Origin of the sequence: Olivibacter domesticus, assembly GCF_900109575.1 — a bacterium.
Taxonomy (GTDB): Bacteria; Bacteroidota; Bacteroidia; order Sphingobacteriales; family Sphingobacteriaceae; genus Olivibacter; species Olivibacter domesticus.
Map to the genome: position 1 here is coordinate 1,370,832 of NZ_FOAF01000001.1, position 25,036 is coordinate 1,395,867.

Here is a 25,036-nt window from a genome sequence, read left to right on the forward strand (position 1 = left end):
TTATACAAAGGGAGGTGGTTTTTTATACCAAATCTGAAGATCGGCCAACTTTATCTATAAACCGAAACTTCCGTGCGATACATCGCATATTTGCTACGAAAAAGGTAGTTTGGTATAAAAAAGAGGAAGGTTTGTATAAAAATCAATTCCCGAAAACAATCTTTTATCTTACTTTAGTGCACAGTAAATGAGTATGATTCGCTAGTATCGTAAAATGAAAGACACTTCTTCCCGGCAAAACTGGTTTGTAGATTTTCTTGTCGCAGACAAATACCGGTTTTATCGGCATTTACTTATCTGGATTTACATCATCTTAACTGAGATTCCGAATTTCAATGGAACAAAGACGTATGCAGGAAATTACGACATATATTATGGTGCTACTAAATTACTACTTTTTATACCGATGGTGTATGTGAACATGTACATTCTTGTTCCCAAACTACTATTTAAAGACCGTTATTTCGTGTACTTGTTTACGATACTGACGATGATCCTGATAATGATATCGATCACGCAAGTGCTATCAAATAGCATCTTTGACCACTTTTTCAGCACGTATAGATTGACAAGCGATCAGGAGAATTACGGTGCCCTTGCTACCATCATAGATAATTTGAATATATTGGGCATAGCCGTAATTGCCTCCACTTCAATCAAGCTTTTACAGCGCTGGAAAAAAGACTCCACCCGCATTAACGATCTAGAAAAAAACACCTTGCAGATTGAGCTTCGTGAACTGAAGAACCAGATTAATCCACATTTCTTGTTTAACATGCTCAACAATGTTAATGTACTGGTTTCAAAAGATCCAGCAAAAGCCTCCATGATTATCAAGAAATTGTCTCAGTTTTTACGCTATCAACTGTATGAAACCCGTGGTCAGGCCGTATCATTACACTCAGAAATGGCATTTTTACAGGATTTCTTGGAGCTAGAAAAAATTAGACGTGATGAATTTAGCTTTAAAATTGACAACGAACAACCTGCTGAGGTATTGAATGTTTTCTTGCCGCCAGGGCTTTTTCTTACTTTTGTAGAAAATGCCGTGAAACACAGTGCAGACGCCGAGGCACCTTCGAGCATTTCGTTAGGTTTTAAAAATGCTGAAAAAAGCTTGATCTTTACCTGCGTCAATACTAAACCGATAGAACCTTCTTTCGCACATGTAGGGGGATTAGGGCTCGCAAATATTATTCGTAGACTAGATTTATTATATGGTAAGAGCTATAAACTCGATGTTCAAAATGAAGAGGATTTATATAAAGTAAGTTTAAGTATACCAATATGAATTGTATTATCGTAGACGATGAACCATTGGCCAGAGAAGGAATACTATTGCTCCTGCAAGGAATTCCGGATGTTGTTGTATTGGGTAGTTTCAACAGTGCAAAAAAGGCCAAGGACTTTATTAACGATAATCCTGTTGATCTTATTTTTCTGGACGTAGAGATGCCCGGAATAAACGGTTTAACATTTGCCACATCTCTTCCCAAGGAAACATTGGTGATTTTCATTACTGCTTATTCCGAATATGCCTTAGAAAGTTATGAAGCGGATGCAATAGATTACCTTGTAAAACCAGTTGAAAGAGAAAGGTTGGAGCGGGCCATAGCAAAGGCCTTTTTTTATCATGGTCTTTTAGGTAAAAAAGGGATTACAGAAAGTATTGAAAGTGATTTTATGCTTATAAAAGCCGAACGTCGCTATCACAAAATTTTTTTTAATGATATTTTATATATCCAAGGGTTGAAGGATTATGTAGTGATTTTTACCGAGAGGAATAAAATCATCACGGCAATGAATTTGAAAACAGTTTCCAATCACCTAGAAACCAGACTCTTTGTCAGAGTGAGCAAGTCTTACTTGGTAAACATCAATCACATTGATTCTTTTGATATCCACACCATCTATATAAAAAGCGCGGAAATTCCGATTGGTGAAGTTTTCAAAAAGGCATTTCTTGAAATATATCTCGGTAAAAACCTCTCAGATAAAATCTGAGAGAGAATACTATCATTACTTTTCGGTTTGCGGTTTAGCTTTTTATCCAATCATGTGTATTCCACTCTATAGTATCTGAGGACTGGGATCGTAGGGTGATCAGCGATCCCAGTTATTAAAGGTTAAACCTTTTGTTATTTTATGTTGCCAATTTGGCCCACCAGCCTATGGTCACTCAAAATTTTCAGCAAATTCCTTTGCGAAATCCTCCAGCTTAATCTTGCCTTCTATCGCACTACCTCTATGTTGAAAATCGGCCGGAATGAGTCCTTTACGCATGCCTGCCCCCATTTCGGTATACAGCCCTGCAACCTCTTCTGGTATACCAGCATTTACCATTCCCTGTAAGGATTGCTCATCCGTAAATTCCACCCAGGGTAATTCGGGTTTACCAATAGCTTTTCCCAAAACCGAGCTGATTTCATTAGGTGTACGGATATCGCTCACAATATAACGTACCCGATCTCCTTCCGTCTCGCTTTGTAGCTGTTTGGCAGCAACGGCCGCGATATCATTTGGATGCGCTAAGGGTATGGCCAGTGTGCCCGGATAATTTGCACCTATGATACCCACCCCCTTTATCAAAGGAATATCATTGTAAAAGTTGGTGTAAAAAAATCCGGCACGCAGATAAGTAAAAGAAACATTCTTTATTTGATCATATATCTTTTCGATTTGATACATCCCCGCAATTGGCCCATTATTTTCGGGTAAATCTGCCCCTATACTACTTAACATCACCACACGCTTTACCCCTGCACCCTCTATAGCTTCCGCAATAGCCTTCCCTACCCTCGTTGTGTTAGCGACTACATTTTGCCCGCCTAGGTTTGGTGGTGTCATCGCAAATACCGCATCTGATCCAGCAAATGCCTCTTGGAGAAATTTTGCATCGTCAATCGAACCGATCGCCGCACTTGCTCCCAACCCTTCAATAGCTGATTTCCTCTCTTCAGCACTGCTTACTATTGTTAACTGATGTCCTGCTTTTATTAACGTTTTGCTTAAATGGCTTCCAACATTACCTAAGGAGCCTGTGATCGTTATTTTCATAGTTTCATTTTTAATATACAATAACAAAGGTATCTTTGCACTTACTTTTACACAAGTACTTACCCTAAAGTATGTATATATGACAGCGATCAAAGAAAGTTCGACCATACAGGAGAATAAACAATATGCCTCAGCTCAATGTCCTGTAACCTATGTTATGGAGAAAATAGGTGGCTATTGGAAACCTATTATCCTTTATCACCTATCTACTGGCGACAAACGATATAGTGAGCTCAAAAGGGCCATACCGGCCGTTACAGAAAAAATGCTGATTCAACACTTAAAGCAGTTGGAGGCTGACAAGCTGATTATCCGAGAAGCGAAGCCGGTGGTACCGCCATTTGTCACGTATAAGTTAAGCAGCTCGGGGAAAGGCCTTTTACCTGTTATCGATGCCATGGCTACCTGGGCCTTTGACAACAGGGAAGACAATTCTACGGTGTGACCAATCCTTTGCTTCGGATAATGAACTTAGATCTTCTAGATTGCCATAATGATCTTTCCGTGGTTTTGTAATAGCACTTTAGCCTTATTTAGAATATGTATACGACAACTCAACGAGAAATACTTGGAGTGGAGTCTGTTTAAAGCAGCTAAACAAAAAAGCAGATCCAGCATTGTAGCGTAATAATAATAGTTCATGTTCAATGAGCTAAATATTATAAAAAATAAAGATAAATTTGAATTTGTTGATATCAATAGATAGGAGAAAAGAATGAAGTCATTTTTACTAATTGGACAATCAAATATGGCAGGTCGTGGATTTACACATGAAGTGCCACCGATTTATAATGAAAGAATTAAGATGTTGCGAAATGGCAGATGGCAAATGATGACTGAACCCATTCATTTTGACAGACCAATTGCAGGCGTAGGGCTTGCTGCATCATTTGCAGAAACTTGGTGTAGGGACAATGAGGGAGAAAACATTGGTCTCATCCCGTGTGCAGAAGGAGGTAGCTCCATTGATGATTGGTCAACAGATGGAATATTATTTCGTCACGCAATAAATGAAGCTAAGTTTGCAATGGAAGATAGCGAATTGGCCGGAGTACTATGGCATCAGGGGGAAAGTGATAGCCAAGATGGAAAACACAAAGACTACTATGAAAAAATATCAAGAATCTTTAATGAAATAAGAAAAACATTATCCGCATCTAATATTCCATTTATTATAGGTGGTTTGGGCGATTATCTTGGTAAGGTGGCTTTTGGCGCAGGTTGTGTGGAATATCAACTCATTAACGAGGAACTTCAAAAATATGCACAGAATAATGAAAATCGTTATTATGTTACTGCTAAAGGACTTATACCTAATCCAGACGGTATCCATATCGACGCTATATCGCAGAGAATATTTGGCATAAGATACTATGAAGCGTATCTTAAAAAAGAACATATATATGAACCATTAGCAAATGAAAAAGAGCTAGTGGATAAATGTCATAATAGGGTAAATACTTCAGCAGAAAAAAAACATATAGCGCTGGAAAAATTCACCTTGGGAAAGATTTCTTTCGAAGAGTTGATGAAGACTTTTTCGTAAGAATTGTTAAGCAACTGGTCAATATTAAATCGATTTAATTTACCTATATTTAGGTGATAGCACCGTCATTTACTAACCTTAGATACATGATGCCACAGATTTCCGAACGCTTATCCCCTTCTGGCTAGTTTACTTTTTATACGGCTAAGATGAACTTTTGTTATTCCCAGATATGAAGCGATATAATGTTGGGGAACACGCTTTATAATGTCTGGACGTTGCTGCAATATCTGCTCATAACGTTTTTGAGGGCTATCTTTAATATGGGAAAGTAAGAGCTTTTGACAATAAACAAATCTGTTAAAGAGATGATGCTCCATCTCCATTTTTATGCTTGGGGAGTTATCCAGAACAAATTCAAAATCTTTTTTGGAAATGCACTGTATAATGCAGGGTTCTATACTTTCAATGCTATAGAAGCTTGGCTCATTCGTCCTAAAGCTTTCAATGGAAGAAACTCCCTCCCCTTCAAAGAAAAACTGGGTAGTTATGTCGTTTCCGTCATTATTAAACCACGTCCGTAAGCAGCCTTTTTCTACGAGATAGGCATTTTTTGAAATTTCCCCCTCACGCAAAAGTATTGTTTTAGCAGGTATTTTATGAGGTTTAAAGAGGTGATTGTATTTACTCCAATCACTGCCCGCAACTATTGTTCCTTTGTTCATTTAATTATACGTAAATGCATATCCCCAAACAAATATAATAAATAGAGCTGTTACTCTAATTGCATCTTAATTTTCTTTAGTTCTGGAACTTCAATTTGGTAACCGCTATATCCCTTTTAAGATAAATTAAAGAAGATATTCACCGATGAATGCCTGGAAGAATGGCTCAAAATGAGGCTGCCGAGTTTGAAGAAAATGGACTATATTAGCCGAGAACAAAGACAGTTTTTTCGAATTACTGACTGTCAGATCAAGTATTAGCTATCACACCTTCATGAAACATTATCTATCTGCTGTATTGGGCTTTACTATCTGGGGTACTTTTGCATTGGTATTAAAACCTTTAAATACCTATACAGCGCTGGATGTTCTTATTCATCGCGTAATCTTTGCATCGATCAGCATCGTTGTAGTCTGTTTTGTTTTCAGAAGAAAACAGACCTTTGTCAGTATCCACTATCTTAAAGCAACATCGCGGAAAGAAAGGGTGAAGTTGATGGTGAACATACTCTTTAGCGCCCTCATGCTTGGGTTGAATTGGTTCTCATTTATTTACGTGATGAACGCTGTTAGTGTTAACGCCACTTCTTTGGCCTACCTGATCTGCCCTATCCTAACAACGGCGCTGGCGAGCGTTTTCTTACACGAAAAATTGAATATAGGGCAATGGTTTGCGGTATTGTTAAGCCTGATCAGTTGCATCATCCTTGCATACGGCCATTTTATGGATCTGATTTACAGCATGGTGATCGCACTATCGTACGCAATTTACCTGGTACTTCAAAAGAATACGTTTCAGTTGGATAAATTTTTCACCTTGACCATTCACATCGTTGTGAGCACCATCTTCCTCCTCCCAACCTTAACGCTTATTGATACCACTGTTCCGAAAACAATGACGTTCTATAGCCTTGTTACGATCATTGCAGTAGGTTACACCATTATTCCACTGTTCCTCAATATTTTTGCCCTAAAAGGATTAGATTCTTCTATTGTTGGTACCTTACTGTATTTAAATCCCATTATTAGTTTCTTATTAGCAGTTTTCTATTATAAAGAGCCCATCAACACGGTACAGATCGCTGCCTTCGGAATGATTTTTATGGCTGTCGTGATTTTCAACATCGCCTATTTACATGGGAGGGAAAGGAATATCATATTAAAGCACGCTGATAATAAACTTTAATATCTTTTTTATCATTTGTTATCTTTCCAGACTTAACTATTCTTACCTTTAGTTCTTATTATTTATAAATTTTTTATGCTTGATATCGTTATAGAATCCAGACAGGCGGAAATCGCTCCAGGTTTTGCGGTTAAACGTATACTTCCCTATCAGCTTCGCAGAATGGTTGGCCCGTTTATTTTTATGGATCATGGTGGCCCGGTAAATATACCTACAGGAGCTGTAAATAACCTTGATGTGCTGCCCCATCCGCATATTGGTTTATCCACGGTCAGTTATTTATTCAGTGGTAATGTGACCCACAGGGACAGCCTTGGCATAGAGCAGGTGATAAAACCTGGTGAGGTAAACTGGATGACTGCCGGAAAAGGTATTGCTCATAGTGAACGTTTTGAAGATCCAGCGATGCTGAATGGAGGCGAACTAGAAATGATTCAGACATGGGTAGCACTGCCAGAAAAGGATGAAGAAAGCAACCCGTCTTTTGATAACTACAAGCCCGAACAATTACCTATTTTTACTGATAAGGGTGTTTGGATGCGCTTGATTGCAGGCAATGCATATGGATTAAAAAATAATGTCAGCACACATTCCCCGTTGTTTTATGTGCACGTCGTATTGGATCAGGGTGTTCGTTTTGGCTTGCCTATTGGGCATAGTGAAAGAGGCGCATACGTCGTTAGGGGCAGTGTCGAGGTAAACGGGATTACCTACACAGCAGGGAAACTGTTGGTATTTACCAAAGGGGTTGACCCATTGATTATTGCCAGAGAACAAAGCACATTGATGATGCTTGGAGGTGAGCACCTGGGAGACCGATATATCTGGTGGAATTTTGTTTCCAGTAGAAAGGAAAGGATTGAACAGGCCAAAGAAGACTGGAAACAAGGGCGTATTATTTTACCACCAATGGATAATGAAGAGTATGTACCCTTGCCTGAAAACAAAGGAAGGCCTGCAGGTGGCCCACCCCCCAATGCTCTTTCTTAACCGATCTGAAATATTTACCATACCAACGGACGTACATATCATTTGACCAAAGTTGTGGGAAGCTGGTTAAAATGTATATTAGTGAATAAAAGACTGGATTACTATCAAATAAATACAGTGAAGGCGATCTTCCATCGACAAATTCAGGCAAGAACAATATTAACATAAGAAGTAATGGAAATAGGAATTGATAGCTTCGCATCAGCCATGTACGGCAATAACACACTCAGTAATGTCGATGCAATGGAACAATTACTGGACCGGATTATTCAAGCCGATCAGGCAGGACTGGATATTTTTGGTATCGGCGAGCACCATAAGAAAGAATTTCTAGACTCTGCCCCGGCCGTAATCCTTGCTGCGGCAGCAGCAAGAACAAAAAATATTCGCTTGACCAGCGCCGTTACCGTACTGAGCACCTCCGATCCGGTACGGGTTTACCAGAGCTTCGCAACCTTGGACCTGATATCCAAAGGTCGGGCAGAGCTTGTTGTCGGACGAGGATCTGCCGTAGAAGCTTATCCCCTATTTGGATTTGACTTGAATGATTATGATGCACTGTTCAAAGAGAAATTGGAACTCTTGTTAAAAATCATTGAACATGAAGCCATTACCTGGTCTGGACAATTTAGGCCAGCATTGAAAGATCAACCTGTCTATCCCAGATCAATGCAGGAGAAACTGCCCGTTTGGCTTGGTGTTGGGGGTACTCCCGAATCATTTGTCAGGGCCGGAACCTTGGGGCTGCCACTAATGGTTGCAATTATTGGTGGAGAAACAGAACGTTTTCGTCCTTTGATTGATCTTTACCGGCAGGCAGGGCATCGGGCTGGTTTTACGCCAGAACAGTTAAAAGTTGGCTTGCATTCACCAGGCTATGTAGCAACAACCAATGAGGAATCTATCGCAGATTATTATCCTGGTTATGCTGAATTGTGGACTAAGGCGGGCCGAGAACGTGGATGGCCTCCAGTAACCAGAACTGGGTTCAATGCATTGGTAGCCCCTAAAGGTGTATTAGTGGTCGGTAGCCCCGAGCAGGTGGCAGAAAAGTTAGTAAGACACAGTGAGGCATTGGGTGGCGTTGATCGCTTTACCTTTCAGATGGATAATGCAGGGCTTAGCCATAAACAGCTGATGCGTTCCATAGAAATAATTGGTACGAAGGTTATTCCGCTGATCAAAAAAGAAAATAGCTAAGGGTTTATAGCGCGCTTCCCTTTACATATCGTCGCGTCATTTTGAGGCAACATAAGCCAATCTGCTATTTGTATATTTACTAAGTGGCAGGTTAAAGATGGTTAGGCTGTTTCGTTCTAAAGATGAAACAGCCTATTTTATATAGGTGGGAATAGTCAAAATTCCGTGCAATCCGTTTTCAGCAATTAAGGAATAATTCTTTTTTCTCTTAACTGCTCAAATAAATCGTAGAATGATTCTTTGGTACTTTGAAATTCCGTAAATCCTAATTTTCTGCTATTGGTCATGTCAGTCATCACTTCAATAGGTCTTCCAAGATCTAAATCCGTATGCCATGCCGATGCTAATTTAGATAGATTTGACTCGACTAAACGATATTCATTAGCAATTTTCGACCATATTTCCTGCTTATCGGCCATTTCATTCTCCAAAGGTTTTACCAATCCGGTATATCCTTCATATTCGATTTCAAACCAAGCGGCCAATTGCTTCCATAACCAGCTCCACCTGAACACGTCTCCATTTGCTGTATTAAATGCTTCATTGTGTGCCTCGGGTGTCTTTACAGCCCAAATAAGTTGCTTCGCTAAAAGTCGTGCATCAACTACATCAGATAACCCGTTCCATTGTGCTTCAGAGCCAGGCCATCTGAACGGGGTATTGGTGTATTTACAAATACTGGCATATACTGCTAAGGTGGTTCCCATATTCATCAAATTGCCGACGGTATGTCCTATAACGGTATGTGGCCTGTGAACATTCCAGTAAAACCCATCTCGCGCTGCCGCAGCAAAAACTTCATCTTCTTGTGCGTAATAGAAATTGGGTAGTGCCAGTCTTGGCCGTTCTTCCCGCAAGGGTGTCTCAAAAGCGGTACCGGGCTTTACAAATTCATCAAATGGCCCGAGATAATGCTTCAGTCCGGTAACCAGAGAGACATGCTGTACGGACTTTTTGGGAGACAAAATTTCTAGTAAATTTCGTACCATTGTACCATTGACCTTTATGTTGTCCTCTTCCGATTCCTTTTTCATCCAGGTGGTAATAAATACATGAGTCGGAGATGCCTCTTTTAATGCATGGCTCAATTGGTTTTTATCCAATAGATCAGCAGTCACGGGTATTAATGTATCCAATTCAATATTGGGATTTCTGGCCAGACCATAAGTAGTCCACTTTTCGGATATTAGTTCTTTTGCAAGATGGCTACCCGTTATGCCACTCACACCTACAACTAAGGCTACATTTACATTATGTTCCATATTCTTCTTGTTTTGGATTCAAAATTACCTTGCACAAATGGAGATAAAGTTGATCTGAAACAAGAAATGGAATTGATATAGATCAAGTCTATATTAGGAAATATTCTTTTTTATTCTGCTGAAAGTTTCAGGTTTCATTCCCAAATAAGAAGCAAGCAAATTTTGAGGAATCCGCTGCATCATTTGTGGACAATCACGCAAAAGATTGCGATATTTCTCCTCTGCACTGTACATGTTGTTCACCAATAACCTCCCCTCTTTCGTTACCAAACTATTTTGATATAAAAGCCTGAAATATCGTTCCATAACGGGGACTTTCAGTATCATTTCTTCATAGGGGGCTCTAGCAATTAGTAAAAGTTCGGAATCCTCGATCGCTTCGATATTCAAGACAGACGCCTCACCGCAAATGAAACTTCTGAAGTCTGAAATCCACCATCCCTCAAAGCCAAAAATATTGATATGCTCAACACCCTTATCGTCCAAACTATAAGATTTGAGTAGTCCTTTTGAAATAAATGTAAGCTTACGACATACCTCACCCTCTTGCAGGAGATACTGCCTTTTTCTTAGTTTCTTTGGTTTAAAATATGACTTAATCTTTTCCTTGTCGGAATCGGTCAATGCTACTTTTTCCTGAATATGGGTAAACAATACTTCAAACATCTGTATTTAAATTTTTAATATTTAAATATACAAACCTCGTATCAAAGAGTTGCACCAAATTGTTTTTTAAACGTAAAAGAGAAATGTGAGGAAGGCCGACAAAAAAGACTTCCATTAAATTCATCCACAAAAAAATGAAGTTCATCAGAAAAAACCGGAGATTTATAATAAGTCTCATACGGAAATTTTATTTTTGAAAGACGGTTCAAATAAACCTGCATAAATTGCCATTCACAAAACAACAGGAATAATTCATGCAAGCTTCGTTGCCATAAAAAAATTTATTCGAATGAAACCGTCATGATCTGCAAAAATCACAAAGCGGTATGATCAGATCATGACAGCTTCATCACCAAAGAAAAAAAATTAAATAGATGAAAAAAATAGATATAAAAAACCTGCTTATTTTTTTCTTCTCCTCACTGATCTATGCTTTGTGCCAAATGCTTTTTAGCATTATTCTAATGAAAGAAGATTTATGGAAGAATTTTCATATCCAGTTGTCTGCACATTATATCGTAATCTTTACCATGTGTATAGCTGATTATGGGTTATTAGTGTTTTTGAACAAGTATTTACCTTATTCAAAAAATATATTATTACGTATCGTAGCAGGCCTTACCGGATTAACCGTAATATGCTTGGTGTTGTTATGGCTATTCAATTACCTTATATATGATATATTTCTAGTTTCTAAAGAAGGGACACCTTCCTTCCTTATAAAGTTTGCTTTTGGAATGGCCGCAAATATTCCTATACTATTAGTATTCGAACTCATCTATTACTTCCAGTCTGAACAGAAAGCGATAGCTGATTCCGAAAAAGCGAAACGTAAGGTTCTGTTGTTCCAGCACGAAACCTTAAGGTCACAGATAAATCCACATTTCCTGTTTAATTCACTTAATGTGCTGTCCTCTTTGATATATATAAATCCGGACAACGCCAATAAGTTCACAAAAGCCCTCTCAAAGACCTATCGGTACGTGCTTTCCCTTACCCGACAACCGGTAGTTTCTGTTGCGGAAGAATTGGACGCATTGGATTCGTATATCTTCCTGATGAGGATGAGGTTTGAAAATTCTTTTACTTTTACAATAGACAAAATAGCTGATAACGAAAGAAACGAGATTATTCCCCTTACCCTGCAATTACTTATAGAAAATGCATTTAAGCATAATATGGCAACGGAAGAATCACTATTGAATATAAAAATCACCATCGATAGCGATTATATTACGGTTGAAAACAATGTCCAACCGTCGAACGATGCAGATAAGGGCGGAATCGGACTGAAATATATTACCAGGCAATATAAATTGTATGCTAAAGAAATCATTGTTGAGCACACCAGCGATATGTTTATTGTAAAGATCCCTTATATCCAGCCATGAAATATCCATGATTGCCAAAACACCATAAACAGCATCTGGATCCGCCAGCTGGTAGATGGCCTTTAAAGAACAAACTACTTGCATATGAAGTACCTTATAGTAGAAGACGAGCGATTTGCATACGAAGAACTAAAACGTATGATGACGAAATTGCGTCCCGGTTATCTGTTAGAGAAGCAAACGAAAACAGTTGTCGATACCATTGGGTTTCTGAAGACATCTGCTGTAGATTTAATTTTGATGGATATCCGTCTCGCCGATGGCAATTGCTTCGAAATATTCAATCATGTAGAGGTTACCACGCCTGTTATATTTACTACCGCTTACGACGAACATGCTATCAAAGCGTTTAAACTGAATAGCATCGATTACCTGTTAAAACCTTTTGATGAGAAAGAATTAGAGGCGGCCTTAGTTAAATTTGAAAATATCTTTCATAACCACACTTATATAACAGACCCCAAGCGTTTTGAGCAGATGCTGCCTGTTAAAACCAAAAACCGTTTCCTGATATCGAAAGGAGAAAACTATCATTACATAGAAACGACTGATATTGCGCACTTTTATAGTGAAGACGGGGTCGTTTTCCTGCATACCTTCCAAGATAAGCGATATATCATTAACTATACCTTAGACCAGTTGGAACAACAACTTGATAGCCGTTTGTTTTTCCGTGTATCACGCAATTGCCTGGGAAACGTAAAAGCGATCGAGAATGTTGCCAGATACTTCAACAGCCGGCTGAAACTCTCGTTTTTGCCCGCATGCCCACATGAGGTTCTGGTAAGCCGCGTACGGGTCCCTGACTTCCTGAAATGGATGGACGGGATTATGGAATAGCACTGAACACCAAAAACTTCATCCCCTCTATTCTATATTTCATTGGGCTAATTCTTAGGTCTATCGTTTGCACCTTTTAGTACTGGTCCATCCGTCGTTCTTTTGTTCAAAATTAAAAACAATATTAAATTTTAGAACAATGAAAAAGAACACATTAGCATTTCTTCTAGCAGTTGGCACATTATTTTTTTCCACTCAATTGTGGGCGCAAGACAGCCCTTTATCATTTGGCGTAAAAGCCGGAACTAACCTATCGAATTACCGTTTAGGTGGTGATATGAAAGGTTTCAAAAGTAAAAGGAAAATAGGCGGTTCATTTGGCGGTTTCGTCAAATATGATCTCAGCACAAATTTTGCCCTGCAATCTGGTATCGATGTATATTATGAGATCTCAAACCTGGAATCCAAGTTAGATAAATCATCTACCAAATTCAAATCCTTTGGCGTAGAAATCCCGCTTTACGGAATGGTTCAAGGAGAGCTAGGTAGTGGAAAAGCCTTTATAGGAGTAGGCCCTTATATCGGCTATGGCATCCTTGCCAAAGCTGGCGGTGTGAACCTGTTCAAAAAGAACAGTGAAATGGGAGCGCCTGCCCTGAACCGTTTCGATTACGGTGTAGGAGGTATTATTGGGTACCAGTTTGATAAAAACTGGCAAATAAATGCAAGTTATCAATATGGGCTTGCCGACCTGCATAAAGCCAAGGGAGGCTCCATGAAAAACCAAAATGCCGCCATCGGAATAGCCTATAAATTCTAAAAATCACGAAGCCATAAAAGCAGATTGCGTATAGAAGTTTATGCCGTGCAAATTTCATACACCTGGATTTCCGTACGCAATGGCTTTTTTGAATTCATTTCATCGGCTTCATGCTACATTTCATCCCGATGATACTGAAGTCTACCATCTATTGCTTTCTGCTTTGTTTCATTCACCCTTCTTTTGCTCCACATATATAAATAAGTGCAAATAAAAATTTAAAAAATCACATGAAGTTCATAACATTCAGCTTAACAACATTGGTTATGTTACTATATCTCGAAGGAAAAGCGCAGCAAATATCTTTCAGAACAGAGTACATTGGAAATTCCGGCTACTACTACCTGCCACCGGGAGAGAAACCAAGAGAAAAAATCGGTAATAGTAAAGGTTCCGCTATGATTTATCAGGGGGCTGTCAGCATCCCCTTATCCGTAAAAATGAATGAGAAAAATCGTCCGACCGCCTGGGGACTTGGTTTTGGTGGAGCATACGTTTCCTTGAAAAACCAAAACTTCTCCGAACAGATGGTTTCCGAAATCATGAATATACAGTTAGGTGTTTACCATCTACGTCCGTTAAATGATAGATGGTCGATGAGGGCAAGCCTTGGAGCGGGTATATTTGCTCCTACTACCAATTTCTCCAAACTTAGTTTTAAAAATGTGCTTGGAAGCGGGGGGCTTGTTTTTATCCGCCACCTGAAACCGAATCTGGATATCGGCGGTGGGGTATCTGTCAATAGCTCTTTAGGTTACCCTATGATATTTCCGGCTGTTTATGTTAAATGGAAGCTCCATGGGAAATTTGATGTCAATGTAGAAGTGATCGAAGGTTTGGAATTATCAGCCGGTTATGATTTCAACGAACGGTTCAAACTATCCTATGCCATTGAAATGAACGGGCAGGTCGCCTTGCTTAAAAAAGACGGTAAAGATGTAATATTTTCTCATCAGTATATCGTTACGGGTTTCCGTCCTGAACTCAAGCTCGGCAAAACAGGATTAACGATGACCGGTATGGTAGGGCTAAACCTATACCGCCCAGCTTCTTATAGTAACAGAACCTTAAAAGGAGTGTTTGCATCTGATAATGATTACTTTTTTTCTGTTTCTCCCTATGCATCTGTTGGCTTAAAGATGAAGCTTTAAATATGAACCTGAAACAGATACTACAGCATATTGCCTATAGAAGTGTTTATGCTATCCTGTATGCCGTAAGCCTATTACCGATGGCATTGCTATATGCGATGGGTTCTATTACTTATTTTCTTACGTATTACATCATCAGCTACAGAAAAGAAGTGGTCATTCAAAATATCACACGTTCCTTTCCAGATAAGCGATATGGGGAAATCCATGCTATAGTAAAAAAGTTCTACGCTTGCTTTATAGCCTACTTTGCCGAAATCATAAAAAGCACCTCGGTTTCGGCAGCAGTACTTGACAAGAAACTCGTATTTGAGAATCTGGATTTAATAGACCAATACATAAACTCCGGACGGAATGTCATTGCCTGCTTGGGGCATTGTGGCAATTGGGAGATGCTGAATTTTATGTCCTATAAAATGCGTCACGAAATATATGCCGTTTATAAACCTCTAAAGTCAGCAACGATGAACAAGCTGATGATTAGACTGCGGTCTCGTTTTGGTATGAAGTTAATTCCCGATAGAACAGTTATACGCCATGTGCTATCTAAAAATTCAGATCCTGCCGTCTATCTTTTTCTTGCTGACCAATGTCCGCAGATAAAGGAAGAAAAATACAAATTTACTTTATTAAATCAGGAAACATACTTTTTTTCAGGTATGGAAAAATTGGCTCGTACAGGTCGAACTGCAGTCATCTATCTGCATATCACACAGCTATCAAAAGGAAATTACAAAATAGCCTGCATACCTGTATCTTCTAAAGCAGAATCTACAAATGATGGCGAAATAACCCAAAAGTACGTTGATTTGTTAACGGAAAATATCAAGGAAGAGCCATACGGCTGGCTATGGACACATAAACGATGGAAAAGATAAAATGATAGTTTACGTGCTCTCAATCATATTAATAGTAATGGCATTCATATTTATTAGCTGTACAATTTTTCTGTGTGTTTTTCTAAAAGCCCTTCATGATGAATAATAGGCTAACATATAGCAATAAGGACAAGTAATGGGAATAAATCGTGAGAAGTATCTTCGGATAAAGAGCTCCACCTACTGCCTTACCTTTAATTTACAGATTTACAGATAGGTAAAATCTACATTTTATATGAAATATTTATTAGTTGAAAATAAACAACAAGAAGGACAGATGCTACTCGACAATATTGCAGAATTCTTATGGAACAATGGAAACGAGGTATATAGCCGTAATAGTTTTAATAATGAGTTTGATTATCAAAATATTGTAAAATGCTGTGACTGTATAGTTTTATTGATTCTTAGCGACTGTTCGGCAGCATCAATTTTCGAGATTGAACAAGAAGGGTTTCAAGAAGATTTTGACTTAGAGAAAAGTCTCAACAAAAAATTTATACTGGTTTTCTCAATAGATGGTGTCTATTCTAATGCTATTCCATTTCCTCATAAAATTTTTCATTTTGAGCGCTTGTGTCAAAATGAATTAACACGCTTCCTCCATTGGTGCAGGAAATTAAATCTGTTTACTAAACATCCATCGTACACGGCTCACCAAAGTTTTATATTCTTTTAAATACTAGTTTCAAAAAATTCATACAGTCACATATCACCTGCAATGATATGCCCTTATTTTAACATGGCCTAATGCCGCAAATCTACGCCATGAACCTGCGTACCTTACCCCTATTAATTTCAACAAATTACATAAACTTGTCGGCTTTGGCTCCATAAAGAAGATAAACGAGCAAAGGTTCTTAATCTGCTTTTAATAGCGATGTATATCTAAGTGCTGGATTTGAAGCTTATAGGTTTTAGGTAGGATGATATCTCCAAGAAAATGGAGCAGCGTTATTTTCTTAACAAGTTTCAAACACTAGGTTGATCAATAATCCAACCACATTTTAAATAATGGAGCTTTTATTCTACTCACTATAATATCTGTATCTGCAGTACTACTTTTTACTTTAAGCTTTAACTTACCATTGAAAAAATTATGTACTTTTTCAATGGAATTGATATGTACAATATACTGGCGATTTGCTCTAAAAAAATCTTTCGGGTCCAATTCTTGTTCTAGGGTTTCCAAAGTTTGCTGTACCACAACCCTTTCTCCATTAAATAGGATTGCGAAATTAACGTTCATATGGCTATAAAAAAAAGCAACATCGGCTACATTGATCTTTCTGTACCCGTCTCGATATGGCAGCAAGAAACGCTTCCGGTATTCTTTCGGTTGGAGATGGGCAAGCAATCCTTCTATTAATGCATGCTGCTGATATGGCTGCTGTACAGTATTTTCATATTTCATTATAGCAGCTTTTAACTCCTCCTCCTCTATTGGCTTAAGCAGATAGTCCACACTATTATACTTGAATGCCTTGACAGCGTATTCATCATAGGCTGTTGTAAATATTACCGGACATTTTACATCTGTCAGATTGAAGATTTCAAAACTCAAACCATCTGCTAATTGTATATCCATTATGATCAGATCGGGGCTTTCGTTTTCAGAAAGCCAATCCACCGCCTTTTTAACACTTGCCAAGATTCCAACAATCTCCAGATTGGGCCTTATTTTAAGCATTAAGCGCTGTATCCGTTCTGAATTGAGTTTTTCATCCTCGAGGATCAATATTTTTCTTATTACATTCATCTTTTGATAAGAGGTACTTTTACTACAAAAGTTTCATCATTCTCCTCTATGGAGGGCTTTCTATCGCATAATAAAGCATAGCGACTGATGATATTTTTCAAGCCGATACCTGTAGAATAGGGCTTTTTTATCAGGGGTAAACGTGTATTGGATACCACCAGCTCATCGTTTTCATTCGAATAGATACAGACAACGAGTGGGTTTTCCTCTTCTGTTCGGTTAAACTTCAGTGCATTTTCAATGAATAGTTGAAGCGTTACAGGAGGAATTAGCATATCAAGCTTTGATTCATCGATGTTGATCCGAAAAACGCTTCCCCCTCCCATACGATTCTTGATGAGAAAAAGATAAGCATCGAGAAATTTAAGTTCTTCAGACAGCGGGACCAATTTTTTTTTTGAGTTGATTAGCAGATATCGGTAGACTTTCGTAAAATTCTCCGTATACTCATACCCCAGCTGCTGATCCTTTAATATCAATTCCGAAAGCACACTTAGATTATTGAAAACAAAATGTGGATCAAGTTGTAATTTAAGAGCTTGTAACTCAATTTCGGCCACTAATTGCTTACTTTCTGCTGCTTTTACCTTATATTCAGCTGCTTTCAACGTGGCAGTTTTCCAATTCTTCAGTAAAAAATCGCCTGTATTTAGGGCGCTGATCATTAAGGCCCATAGTATGATTGAAATCACGGTGTATAACAATTCTCTTAAACCGATATGATAAGTTTGTGTATTTATAAGGTCTCCAAATTTATAATAAAGGTACGACAAACAAATAATAAGGAATAAAGCGCCTAGAATTTGGAAGATCGTTTGGATCAATAGTCGTTTTATGGGGTGCACCATCCATGATATCTTTTTGTTTAGGATCCGATCTATGAAGATACTTAACCTGAAGATGGCCACACAAAATAATAGATTGACCAAAACATCTATTATCAGCTTGGAAGTAGGCAGACTAAAATAATCTCTCCAAAATGAATAAGGATATACAATGACTAAAGTTGCATATGAACCTATGAAAGTAAATGCAATTAATAATACGCTTTTTGCTTTACTCTTATCCATTATATTAGCTATGTCCTCCTCTATATTCACAGTTCTTTTTTAAATTACCCTTAAAGTACGAATAATAATCCGCACTACTACATATGTATCTTTAACAGTATCATAAAAATGAATACTTAAGATTTGTTTCCCATTTATTGAGTTTGGTTCTTCAAAATAAAGGGGTTTTGGATAGTTTCTTAAATGAAATTAATTGAAGTGCACGAATGTTAGGTTGAAACGACTTTAGGCCACCTTGAAACGAATATTGCGTATACTGCTATTAATTAATCCCTGTGGTGCCAAAATGGGGTTATGCGAAATCTAAGGATTTCGTTAAATGAAACAAGTATCAATTCAATAGGTCCGATTGACTGTTCACTGGGTATTTTCACCATTTCGCTTAAGAAATCACACTAAGGAGCTGTAGCAAGCGATAATTTTGTTCCATCAAAATAACAACAAATAACATAACAACGATGAGAAAAACAAAAGCAATTAAATCGTCAGGCTTAGCCCTACAGACAATCAGGGCGACTAATAATGAGAAAGCGAAGTTTAAATTAGCTTTCAGTATGAAGATACTACTAGCTAGCTTTCTTCTGGCGATAGCTACGCTCACCGCTTCTGCCCAAAAATCAGTAGTATTAGATGCCCTCTCCAAACACGGTATTGATGCCGCCATCCTCAATGCTGACAATATTAAACGACCGGATGATTATGCTTTTGAACTTAAACGGACAACGATAGCTGCTGGCAAAGAAGGAGTCACAATAGCTAAATTCGATCCGTCTAATCCAGCAGAGGAACGCTGGACGGTAGTTTCGATAGATGGAAAGTCTCCTTCTCGGTCGGAGATTAATACCTTTCGAAAGAATCAGGACAAGGAGTCAACATCTACTCAACCAGACGAAACTAGTTATAAGATTGAGAAAGAAACACCGGAGCAGCTGATTATTAGTTATAAAATAGATCCTAGTTCCGTTTCGAAGGATAATGCATTTTTGAAAGATTGCAGAAATTATTTGACCATTAACCTTAAATCCAAAAAACTGGAACAGGCGCAATCCATTAATGAAAAGCCCGTAAAAATAAAGATTCTCAAAGCTGAAAAACTTAATCTCGTTATCAAATATAGTTGGAATGATCAGGCAAAACAATACTTTCCTGTAAACGAAAGCCTAAACATCGATGCCAAATTTCTAGGACAGGCGGCAAATGTGCAGACCATTTCGGAATACTCAAACTATGCCAAGAAATAAAAAAACGCTAAAAGAGTGTAGCAAACCCGCATTTATCATTAGCAGGAGCTTATCATAAATTGTGATAAGCTCTTGTTGTTTCTTCTTGATTACATCCCCTATTATACAGTTTCTTCGATCTTCGGTTTTATCACATAAGTCCTGCTTAATACTTTTTCAATTCTTTATCGCTTACCTCCTTGTGTTTATAGTGAGGGCCTAGCGAACGTTATCTTCGTTAAACTCGGGCATACGAAGCATGTTAGTCTACTTTCCACATGCAATAATACATCTGCACATTTATTATGCTGATATTTGTCGTTTTGGATATTCTTGATTAATTTGGACAGGCCATACTGTAAATCTTCAATTATATCGTTTATCATTTTTATGCTTGTTCTAGGTTTTGGCTATATATTTGAAAAACTCGGATGATGACAAATGTGGAAAAAAAGGTGAACCATGTGTCATTTAATAGCGATATCCGAGAGGAAAGCATTATGTCATTGAATTAAAGAAATAGCTAAATTGATGGACCACTCCATTTTGATTAATTATCTGCACGATGACAATGACGCAGGCCTAATTGGCATATATCGTCTTTATAACAAACCATTGCTTTACTTTGTGCAACGGTATCTTAAAAATTATCAATTGGCGGAAGAGGTGGGGCAAAAATGAGGAGATTTCATTTCTCTTTAATTCTCCATTTGAAGCGTTGTTTAATTAATGCAAATACTATTAAAACCTTACATATGTTCAGATGTGGAAGGGGAACTTTAGTTCATTAGTGAACATAGGGGGCGAAGTATGATGGCTTTTAATGGTAGTTAATATCATATGGCTTTCAGTTATGAAAAGAATGTCAAAAAAGAGTATTTTTTTTATAATTTTGGAGACTAATTTACAGGTGTTTATATATAGATTTTTTCTAGCACATAAAAACCAACAAGATGAACTAAAAAAACGGAATAAATGTGAAACTTTTTAGACTTTTAATTTTATACTTAATGCTTCTAATGTCCAATTCGACATCTAGGGTTTATGGGTTCAGGGCGCATTGTCTAAAATCGAACAATTATGTATTTTATCTTTTTTAAACAATAATCATGAGTTTCACTTATATTCATATACTCCGGTTTCAAACGTCCCATTGGGCACCACATTGTGTGACGCGAATGATATTATTCCAATGGAGAAGATATTTAAAGATAGTTATGGCACTTGGGCAGCGTTCTCTGATTGGTTTAGATACAAATTACTCTTTTTAAAAGGTGGCTGGTGGACTGATTTAGACGTAATATGTATAAAATATTTGGATTTTAAATCGGATTATTGTTTTGCTTCCGAAAAATATTTTGTTGATGAAAGAGCACAACTAATGACGACAAGTGCTCTAATTAAGTCGCCGTCAAATGCCGAATACCTCAAGGAAATATTAGAGTATATCGAATCTCTGGATCATTCTTCCATAGAATGGTCAGAGATTGGACCAAGGTTATTGCATAAGATGTTACAGAGATATGATAGCAGTGACTTTATATTCCCTCCGGAAACCTTTTGTCCAATTAATTGGCATGAGATAGATCGTTTTTTTTCTCCTAACCCTCCTCACATTTCAAAAAATACGTTTACAATACACCTTTGGAATGAAATGTGGAGGAGAAAAAAAATTGATAAAAATGAAACTTTTGATAGGCAATGTTTAGTCGAAACCTTCAAAAGGAAATATCAAATAGATAACTAAATTTCTTTGTAATGCGCGCAGATGGTTAATTGCTGAAGAAACGCTTGGTCGGAAAGTGACGATTGTGAAAATTGATGGAACGTTCAAGCCTGGAAAAACGTTGTCAGGCAATTACAAGTATGACGAATCTATTTACAACTATAGCTATACCCCTCAGGAATTTAATAGTAAAGAAAACCGTGTTTGGAAAAATCAGCTTTATTTTCTCCCTCTTTCGCGGGACGAAATAAGGAAAAATCCATTATTGGTTCAAAACCCAGGATACGTAGAATAAATTTATTAGGGCAACTTGCGGTCACAGATTGTGACCGCAAGTGTTTTACTTATTGCACTTGCAAATCAAGCAATTTTACCCACCCTTCTGTAGTCACTTCATCACTAACTGCAAGTTTAATCGCTGGCTTATTTTCCTTTGAAGTATCCACAATGGCTACCGCCCATGAATAAGTTCCGGCAGGCAAATCGACTGTCGTTTTGAAATCATAGGCTACGGGATTGTTCATCAGCCAAGTGGAAGGTTCACTATCCCTGTCAACTACTATTTTCTTCACCTTGTTTTCAACATCCAAAAGGGCAAAAGCTACTTTATACTTGTAATTCCATTGTGGAATGTTATTGGGGAAATACCCCCACCCCATATTTTTCCAGCTATGAGTGATGGTCACCTCAGCTCCACGGTTTACATGCTCAGGAAGATATACCTGATCAGGATATAATCGGTAACCACCTTCAGATACGAAACGTTGCACGAGAGCGAAAGATTTTTCGAACCAGGAGACGGTCTCTCCCCCTGCGCGGAAATCCATCATATTGACATGCGCTTCTGCAGATGCATCAAACTCGCCTTGCCGTACGTCTTCGGGGTGTCCCTCCCGGTATTTTCCACTCGGGTCGATCCAATAACGATGTGTGCCTGAGGTAATCCAACCGCCCTCCATAATGATTGGGCGTTTATAATTCCATGTTTTAGCAAATTGCTTTTCCCAGCTTTGATAATAATCGGTCATCCCGAAAGCATCTTGCCGAAGAATATAGCCTTTATTAATAGTACTCACCAATAGTTTATCACTATTCACGTTCGGCGCTCCCCAACTGGCAGGATGACCCACTAGGCGATGGTAGTTGATCACCAAAGGCACTTTGGTAAAGGTGCGGACATACAGATCGGTCACCCAGTTGAAAACCTCTTCTTTAAGTCTTTCTGTATTTTCACCGGTGGAAGTATTGGGATCCTCATAGATCACATTATGTGCTTCTCCCCATTTGCCCAAACCATAAGCATCGATAAAGGCGGTGCGATCGGGATCATTAAATTCGGCAGCTAATGCTTCAATAAATTTGGTGTAATATTCCTTAAAAACAGGGTCTTGAGGTATAGGGGTTTTTCGATCAGGAAAGTTTGTGTTTTCCAAATAATATTGGGCGCCGGCATCGAACACAAACTGCGGTGTATTCGCACCTTGATCGCGTCCATCCACTACGATGCGGAAGGCGATCGGCACTCCCCTTGTCTCTGCTCCTTTGATTAATTTAGCAATTTGGGAATTAGGATCATTCCAGGCATAAACGCCATCACTTGGATTCAGTGATGCCCAGCTTGTGCGAACATAACAGGCAGAAGCGTAATCTATAGCCTTTACATTTTTACCCAAACTTGAAACATAAAACTCTGTATCCCAGTAAGATTCGTTAGCCGTACGGGCTGCATACATTACCCAACCGTTTAGTGGATTGCGTAGCACTGAGCTGTCATTGTATTTAGGTTCTACAAGAGTATTGTTTCCATGATCAGTTGCCGAGTAATTAGCGACTTCCTTCGAACAAGCGAAGGATTGGAAACCAACGATCAGCATCAATGCACATTTGATTACTGTCTTACAAGTTAATTTTCTCATAATTTTCATTTAAAATTCATATGTAAATAATTTGTTCTTTAAAGGTCATATGGAGCAATGTACCTTCGCCATTGGAACCTATTTATCATATCCGGGATTCTGTGGAAAGTTAGCATCTCGGTTTGCATCGATGATCACTTGCGGTATTGGCCACAAGGCATGATAATCCTGTATTTTTCCCTTTATGGCATCGTTGTGCATACGTACCCGATCAACCAGCTTATGTGTACGCACTAAGGTAAATCGGCGGCTTTCCTCCCCTGCCAATTCTCGGATACGTTCATCCAGCAGAAAATCCATAGTCATAGCACCCGCGTCTATTAAAGAAGCTCCTGCCCGCTCCCTTACTATATTGACAGCCTCCGCTGCCTTTGCAGGATTATTCTGTCCTAGATAGGCCTCGGCAAGCAGCAAATAAGTTTCGGCCAAACGAAATTTCATTCGATCTTTATAACTGCCTGTCAAGCTTAAATTTTCGGCGCGTCCATAGAAAAATTTGGTCAGTGCCGGGAACAAAGACTTGGTAGTGAACCAGGTTTGTTCCGTTATATTCGCTTTCTTTCCATATAAGGATGTCTCATTTGGATTGTTATAATACCAATTGCGTTTGATATTGTAGTCCGAATTACGAATATCCGTTGCATCAAAAATACCCGCAACATTACCAGTGGCATTGGTACCTTGTGTTCCAACCCACCATTTCATCGGAACGATTTGCGCCAAGCCCCGTCCTCCCAATGTATCGGCCAGTACAAAACCCAAAATATCCTGATATTTAGGATTCCATGCCCTACGCGTCCAGTCATCAGAATTGGTTCCTCCACCCACCGTATTAAATTCAAATTGCAAGACCCAAATACTCTCTTGGTTACCGTTTGTAAGTCTGTTTTGATTGTTCTCAATAAACAAATCGCTGAACACGTCCCCCGCAGCATTTTCCTTGGCGCCAAAACGATTTTTCATCAACGCATAGTGTCCGCTGTTAATAACAGTCAAGGCCGCTTGTTCTGCCTGCTGGTATTCATCCTGCAGCAGATACATCTCACTCAATAAATGGTAGGCCGCCCATTTAGTCAGTTTACCATCTTTCACCTGATTAGGATTTTCAGGAAGATGTTCAGCTGCAAACTGCAAGTCGGCCACGATATGACCTATTACTTCGGCTTTTGGTGTTCGGGTGAAATTAAGTTGGAAATCATATAAAATGGTTTCTACATAAGGCACATCACCGTAAAGATAAACCAGCGTACGGTAAGCATAGGCACGAAAAAAGCGGGCCTCTGCCTGAAAACGCTCTTTATCCGTCGGTGCGTCCCAATTGGTGTTCTGATCAGCATATACCAGTATTTCATTCGCTGAAGAGATGAGGTGGTAAGCCCAATTCCAATACGTGGTTACAAACTGCTGAGAGGGTGTCAGTGTCAGGTTAGCAAAAGGCATCAGCGAAGCGTCGCTATTGATGACATCTACAATATCCGTTGCCGCTTGCAAGGCTTCATACGGGCAAGCACCATTATGGATATATGCTCCTCCCTCGCCATAGGTATTATACTCCGAGCGGGTAAGCGCATACAAACCGGCGCTGCCCACCTCAAAACCATAGGTACTGGTAAAGGTATTGGTAGGTGCCAGCTCTGTTTTCAAGTCTTCTTCAAGAAAATCTTTACACCCACTTAAGGAAATTAGCAACATAAGCGCTAAGCTTGTTTTTATGAAAGTCTTCATTTGTATATTTTTAATTTCAGTATCCCTA

24 protein-coding genes are annotated in these 25,036 nt (G+C 38.7%); 16 read left to right on the plus strand and 8 right to left on the minus strand.

Annotation, left to right across the window (positions count from 1 at the left end; genetic code table 11):
- Nucleotides 1-214 precede the first annotated feature (214 nt).
- Together BMY50_RS05910 and BMY50_RS05915 are read left to right on the plus strand one after the other, a co-directional pair.
- Nucleotides 215-1,291, plus strand: coding sequence for a sensor histidine kinase (locus BMY50_RS05910; protein ID WP_093320159.1), 1,077 nt, complete (start codon nt 215-217; stop codon nt 1,289-1,291).
- Entirely contained in the window at nt 1,288-2,004 is a 717-nt protein-coding gene (locus BMY50_RS05915) for a LytR/AlgR family response regulator transcription factor (protein ID WP_093320165.1), read from the plus strand. The genes BMY50_RS05910 and BMY50_RS05915 overlap by 4 nt, the downstream gene beginning before the upstream one ends.
- Nucleotides 2,005-2,175: 171 nt before the next feature.
- Here the strand turns inward: BMY50_RS05915 and BMY50_RS05920 are convergent, their stop codons facing one another.
- Entirely contained in the window at nt 2,176-3,057 is an 882-nt protein-coding gene (locus BMY50_RS05920) for an NmrA family NAD(P)-binding protein (protein WP_093320170.1), read from the minus strand.
- Nucleotides 3,058-3,136: 79 nt separating this feature from the next.
- Here BMY50_RS05920 and BMY50_RS05925 point away from each other — a divergent pair, with 79 nt between their 5' ends.
- Nucleotides 3,137-3,502, plus strand: coding sequence for a winged helix-turn-helix transcriptional regulator (locus BMY50_RS05925; RefSeq protein ID WP_093323627.1), 366 nt, complete (start codon nt 3,137-3,139; stop codon nt 3,500-3,502).
- 270 nt (nt 3,503-3,772) lie between these two features.
- Nucleotides 3,773-4,603 carry a sialate O-acetylesterase gene (locus tag BMY50_RS05930; RefSeq protein ID WP_093320173.1) on the plus strand — a complete coding sequence of 277 codons (831 nt, stop codon included), beginning with the start codon at nt 3,773-3,775 and terminating at the stop codon, nt 4,601-4,603.
- Between the two features lie 110 nt (nt 4,604-4,713).
- Here the strand turns inward: BMY50_RS05930 and BMY50_RS05935 are convergent, their stop codons facing one another.
- Nucleotides 4,714-5,268, minus strand: coding sequence for a Crp/Fnr family transcriptional regulator (locus BMY50_RS05935; protein WP_093320176.1), 555 nt, complete (start codon nt 5,266-5,268; stop codon nt 4,714-4,716).
- A gap of 274 nt (nt 5,269-5,542) precedes the next feature.
- Here BMY50_RS05935 and BMY50_RS05940 point away from each other — a divergent pair, with 274 nt between their 5' ends.
- From BMY50_RS05940 to BMY50_RS05950, 3 genes are all read left to right on the plus strand, one after another.
- The gene (locus tag BMY50_RS05940) at nt 5,543-6,454 is read left to right on the plus strand and encodes an EamA family transporter (protein WP_093320179.1); all 912 of its coding nucleotides are present in this window, start codon (nt 5,543-5,545) and stop codon (nt 6,452-6,454) included.
- Nucleotides 6,455-6,529: 75 nt separating this feature from the next.
- Complete coding sequence (locus BMY50_RS05945) at nt 6,530-7,444, plus strand: pirin family protein (protein WP_093320182.1); 915 nt, start codon at nt 6,530-6,532, stop codon at nt 7,442-7,444.
- Between the two features lie 174 nt (nt 7,445-7,618).
- A complete protein-coding gene (locus BMY50_RS05950) occupies nt 7,619-8,644 on the plus strand; it encodes an Atu2307/SP_0267 family LLM class monooxygenase (protein WP_093320185.1) in 1,026 nt (341 codons plus the stop codon).
- A gap of 185 nt (nt 8,645-8,829) precedes the next feature.
- On the opposite strand, the gene BMY50_RS05955 is transcribed toward BMY50_RS05950, so the two are convergent.
- Both BMY50_RS05955 and BMY50_RS05960 read right to left on the minus strand, forming a co-directional pair.
- Nucleotides 8,830-9,906: an SDR family oxidoreductase gene (locus BMY50_RS05955; protein WP_093320188.1), complete on the minus strand. Its 1,077-nt coding sequence runs from the start codon at nt 9,904-9,906 to the stop codon at nt 8,830-8,832.
- 93 nt (nt 9,907-9,999) lie between these two features.
- Nucleotides 10,000-10,572 (minus strand): Crp/Fnr family transcriptional regulator, encoded by a 573-nt coding sequence (locus BMY50_RS05960; RefSeq protein ID WP_093320192.1) that lies wholly within the window; start codon nt 10,570-10,572, stop codon nt 10,000-10,002.
- Between the two features lie 374 nt (nt 10,573-10,946).
- On the opposite strand from BMY50_RS05960, the gene BMY50_RS05970 reads away from it, so the two are divergent.
- The 6 genes from BMY50_RS05970 (at nt 10,947) to BMY50_RS05995 (ending at nt 16,271) form a co-directional block, all read left to right on the plus strand.
- A complete protein-coding gene (locus BMY50_RS05970; RefSeq protein WP_093320199.1) occupies nt 10,947-11,963 on the plus strand; it encodes a sensor histidine kinase in 1,017 nt (338 codons plus the stop codon).
- 84 nt (nt 11,964-12,047) lie between these two features.
- The gene (locus BMY50_RS05975; protein ID WP_093320202.1) at nt 12,048-12,803 is read left to right on the plus strand and encodes a LytR/AlgR family response regulator transcription factor; all 756 of its coding nucleotides are present in this window, start codon (nt 12,048-12,050) and stop codon (nt 12,801-12,803) included.
- A gap of 139 nt (nt 12,804-12,942) precedes the next feature.
- Nucleotides 12,943-13,563 (plus strand): porin family protein, encoded by a 621-nt coding sequence (locus BMY50_RS05980; protein ID WP_093320206.1) that lies wholly within the window; start codon nt 12,943-12,945, stop codon nt 13,561-13,563.
- Nucleotides 13,564-13,829: 266 nt separating this feature from the next.
- Nucleotides 13,830-14,714 (plus strand): DUF6268 family outer membrane beta-barrel protein, encoded by an 885-nt coding sequence (locus BMY50_RS05985; RefSeq protein ID WP_238383671.1) that lies wholly within the window; start codon nt 13,830-13,832, stop codon nt 14,712-14,714.
- 2 nt (nt 14,715-14,716) lie between these two features.
- On the plus strand, nt 14,717-15,592 hold the full coding sequence (locus BMY50_RS05990) for a lysophospholipid acyltransferase family protein (protein WP_093320212.1): 876 nt from the start codon (nt 14,717-14,719) through the stop codon (nt 15,590-15,592).
- A gap of 235 nt (nt 15,593-15,827) precedes the next feature.
- Nucleotides 15,828-16,271, plus strand: coding sequence for a hypothetical protein (locus BMY50_RS05995; RefSeq protein ID WP_093320216.1), 444 nt, complete (start codon nt 15,828-15,830; stop codon nt 16,269-16,271).
- A gap of 309 nt (nt 16,272-16,580) precedes the next feature.
- Here the strand turns inward: BMY50_RS05995 and BMY50_RS06000 are convergent, their stop codons facing one another.
- A complete protein-coding gene (locus tag BMY50_RS06000) occupies nt 16,581-17,351 on the minus strand; it encodes a LytR/AlgR family response regulator transcription factor (protein WP_093320219.1) in 771 nt (256 codons plus the stop codon).
- Nucleotides 17,348-18,421: a sensor histidine kinase gene (locus BMY50_RS06005; protein ID WP_093320222.1), complete on the minus strand. Its 1,074-nt coding sequence runs from the start codon at nt 18,419-18,421 to the stop codon at nt 17,348-17,350. The genes BMY50_RS06000 and BMY50_RS06005 overlap by 4 nt, the downstream gene beginning before the upstream one ends.
- Before the next feature lie 458 nt (nt 18,422-18,879).
- On the opposite strand from BMY50_RS06005, the gene BMY50_RS06010 reads away from it, so the two are divergent.
- The 3 genes from BMY50_RS06010 (at nt 18,880) to BMY50_RS06020 (ending at nt 21,662) form a co-directional block, all read left to right on the plus strand.
- Nucleotides 18,880-19,662 (plus strand): hypothetical protein, encoded by a 783-nt coding sequence (locus BMY50_RS06010; RefSeq protein WP_093320225.1) that lies wholly within the window; start codon nt 18,880-18,882, stop codon nt 19,660-19,662.
- Nucleotides 19,663-20,833: 1,171 nt separating this feature from the next.
- Nucleotides 20,834-21,388 carry a glycosyltransferase gene (locus tag BMY50_RS06015; RefSeq protein WP_093320227.1) on the plus strand — a complete coding sequence of 185 codons (555 nt, stop codon included), beginning with the start codon at nt 20,834-20,836 and terminating at the stop codon, nt 21,386-21,388.
- A 28-nt stretch (nt 21,389-21,416) separates the two neighbouring features.
- Nucleotides 21,417-21,662 (plus strand): RagB/SusD family nutrient uptake outer membrane protein, encoded by a 246-nt coding sequence (locus BMY50_RS06020; protein WP_262496902.1) that lies wholly within the window; start codon nt 21,417-21,419, stop codon nt 21,660-21,662.
- A gap of 49 nt (nt 21,663-21,711) precedes the next feature.
- On the opposite strand, the gene BMY50_RS06025 is transcribed toward BMY50_RS06020, so the two are convergent.
- Complete coding sequence (locus BMY50_RS06025) at nt 21,712-23,283, minus strand: DUF4832 domain-containing protein (RefSeq protein WP_093323629.1); 1,572 nt, start codon at nt 23,281-23,283, stop codon at nt 21,712-21,714.
- A 78-nt stretch (nt 23,284-23,361) separates the two neighbouring features.
- Nucleotides 23,362-25,008, minus strand: a complete 1,647-nt coding sequence (locus BMY50_RS06030; RefSeq protein ID WP_093320234.1) for a RagB/SusD family nutrient uptake outer membrane protein — start codon at nt 25,006-25,008, stop codon at nt 23,362-23,364.
- Nucleotides 25,009-25,036: the final 28 nt, after the last annotated feature.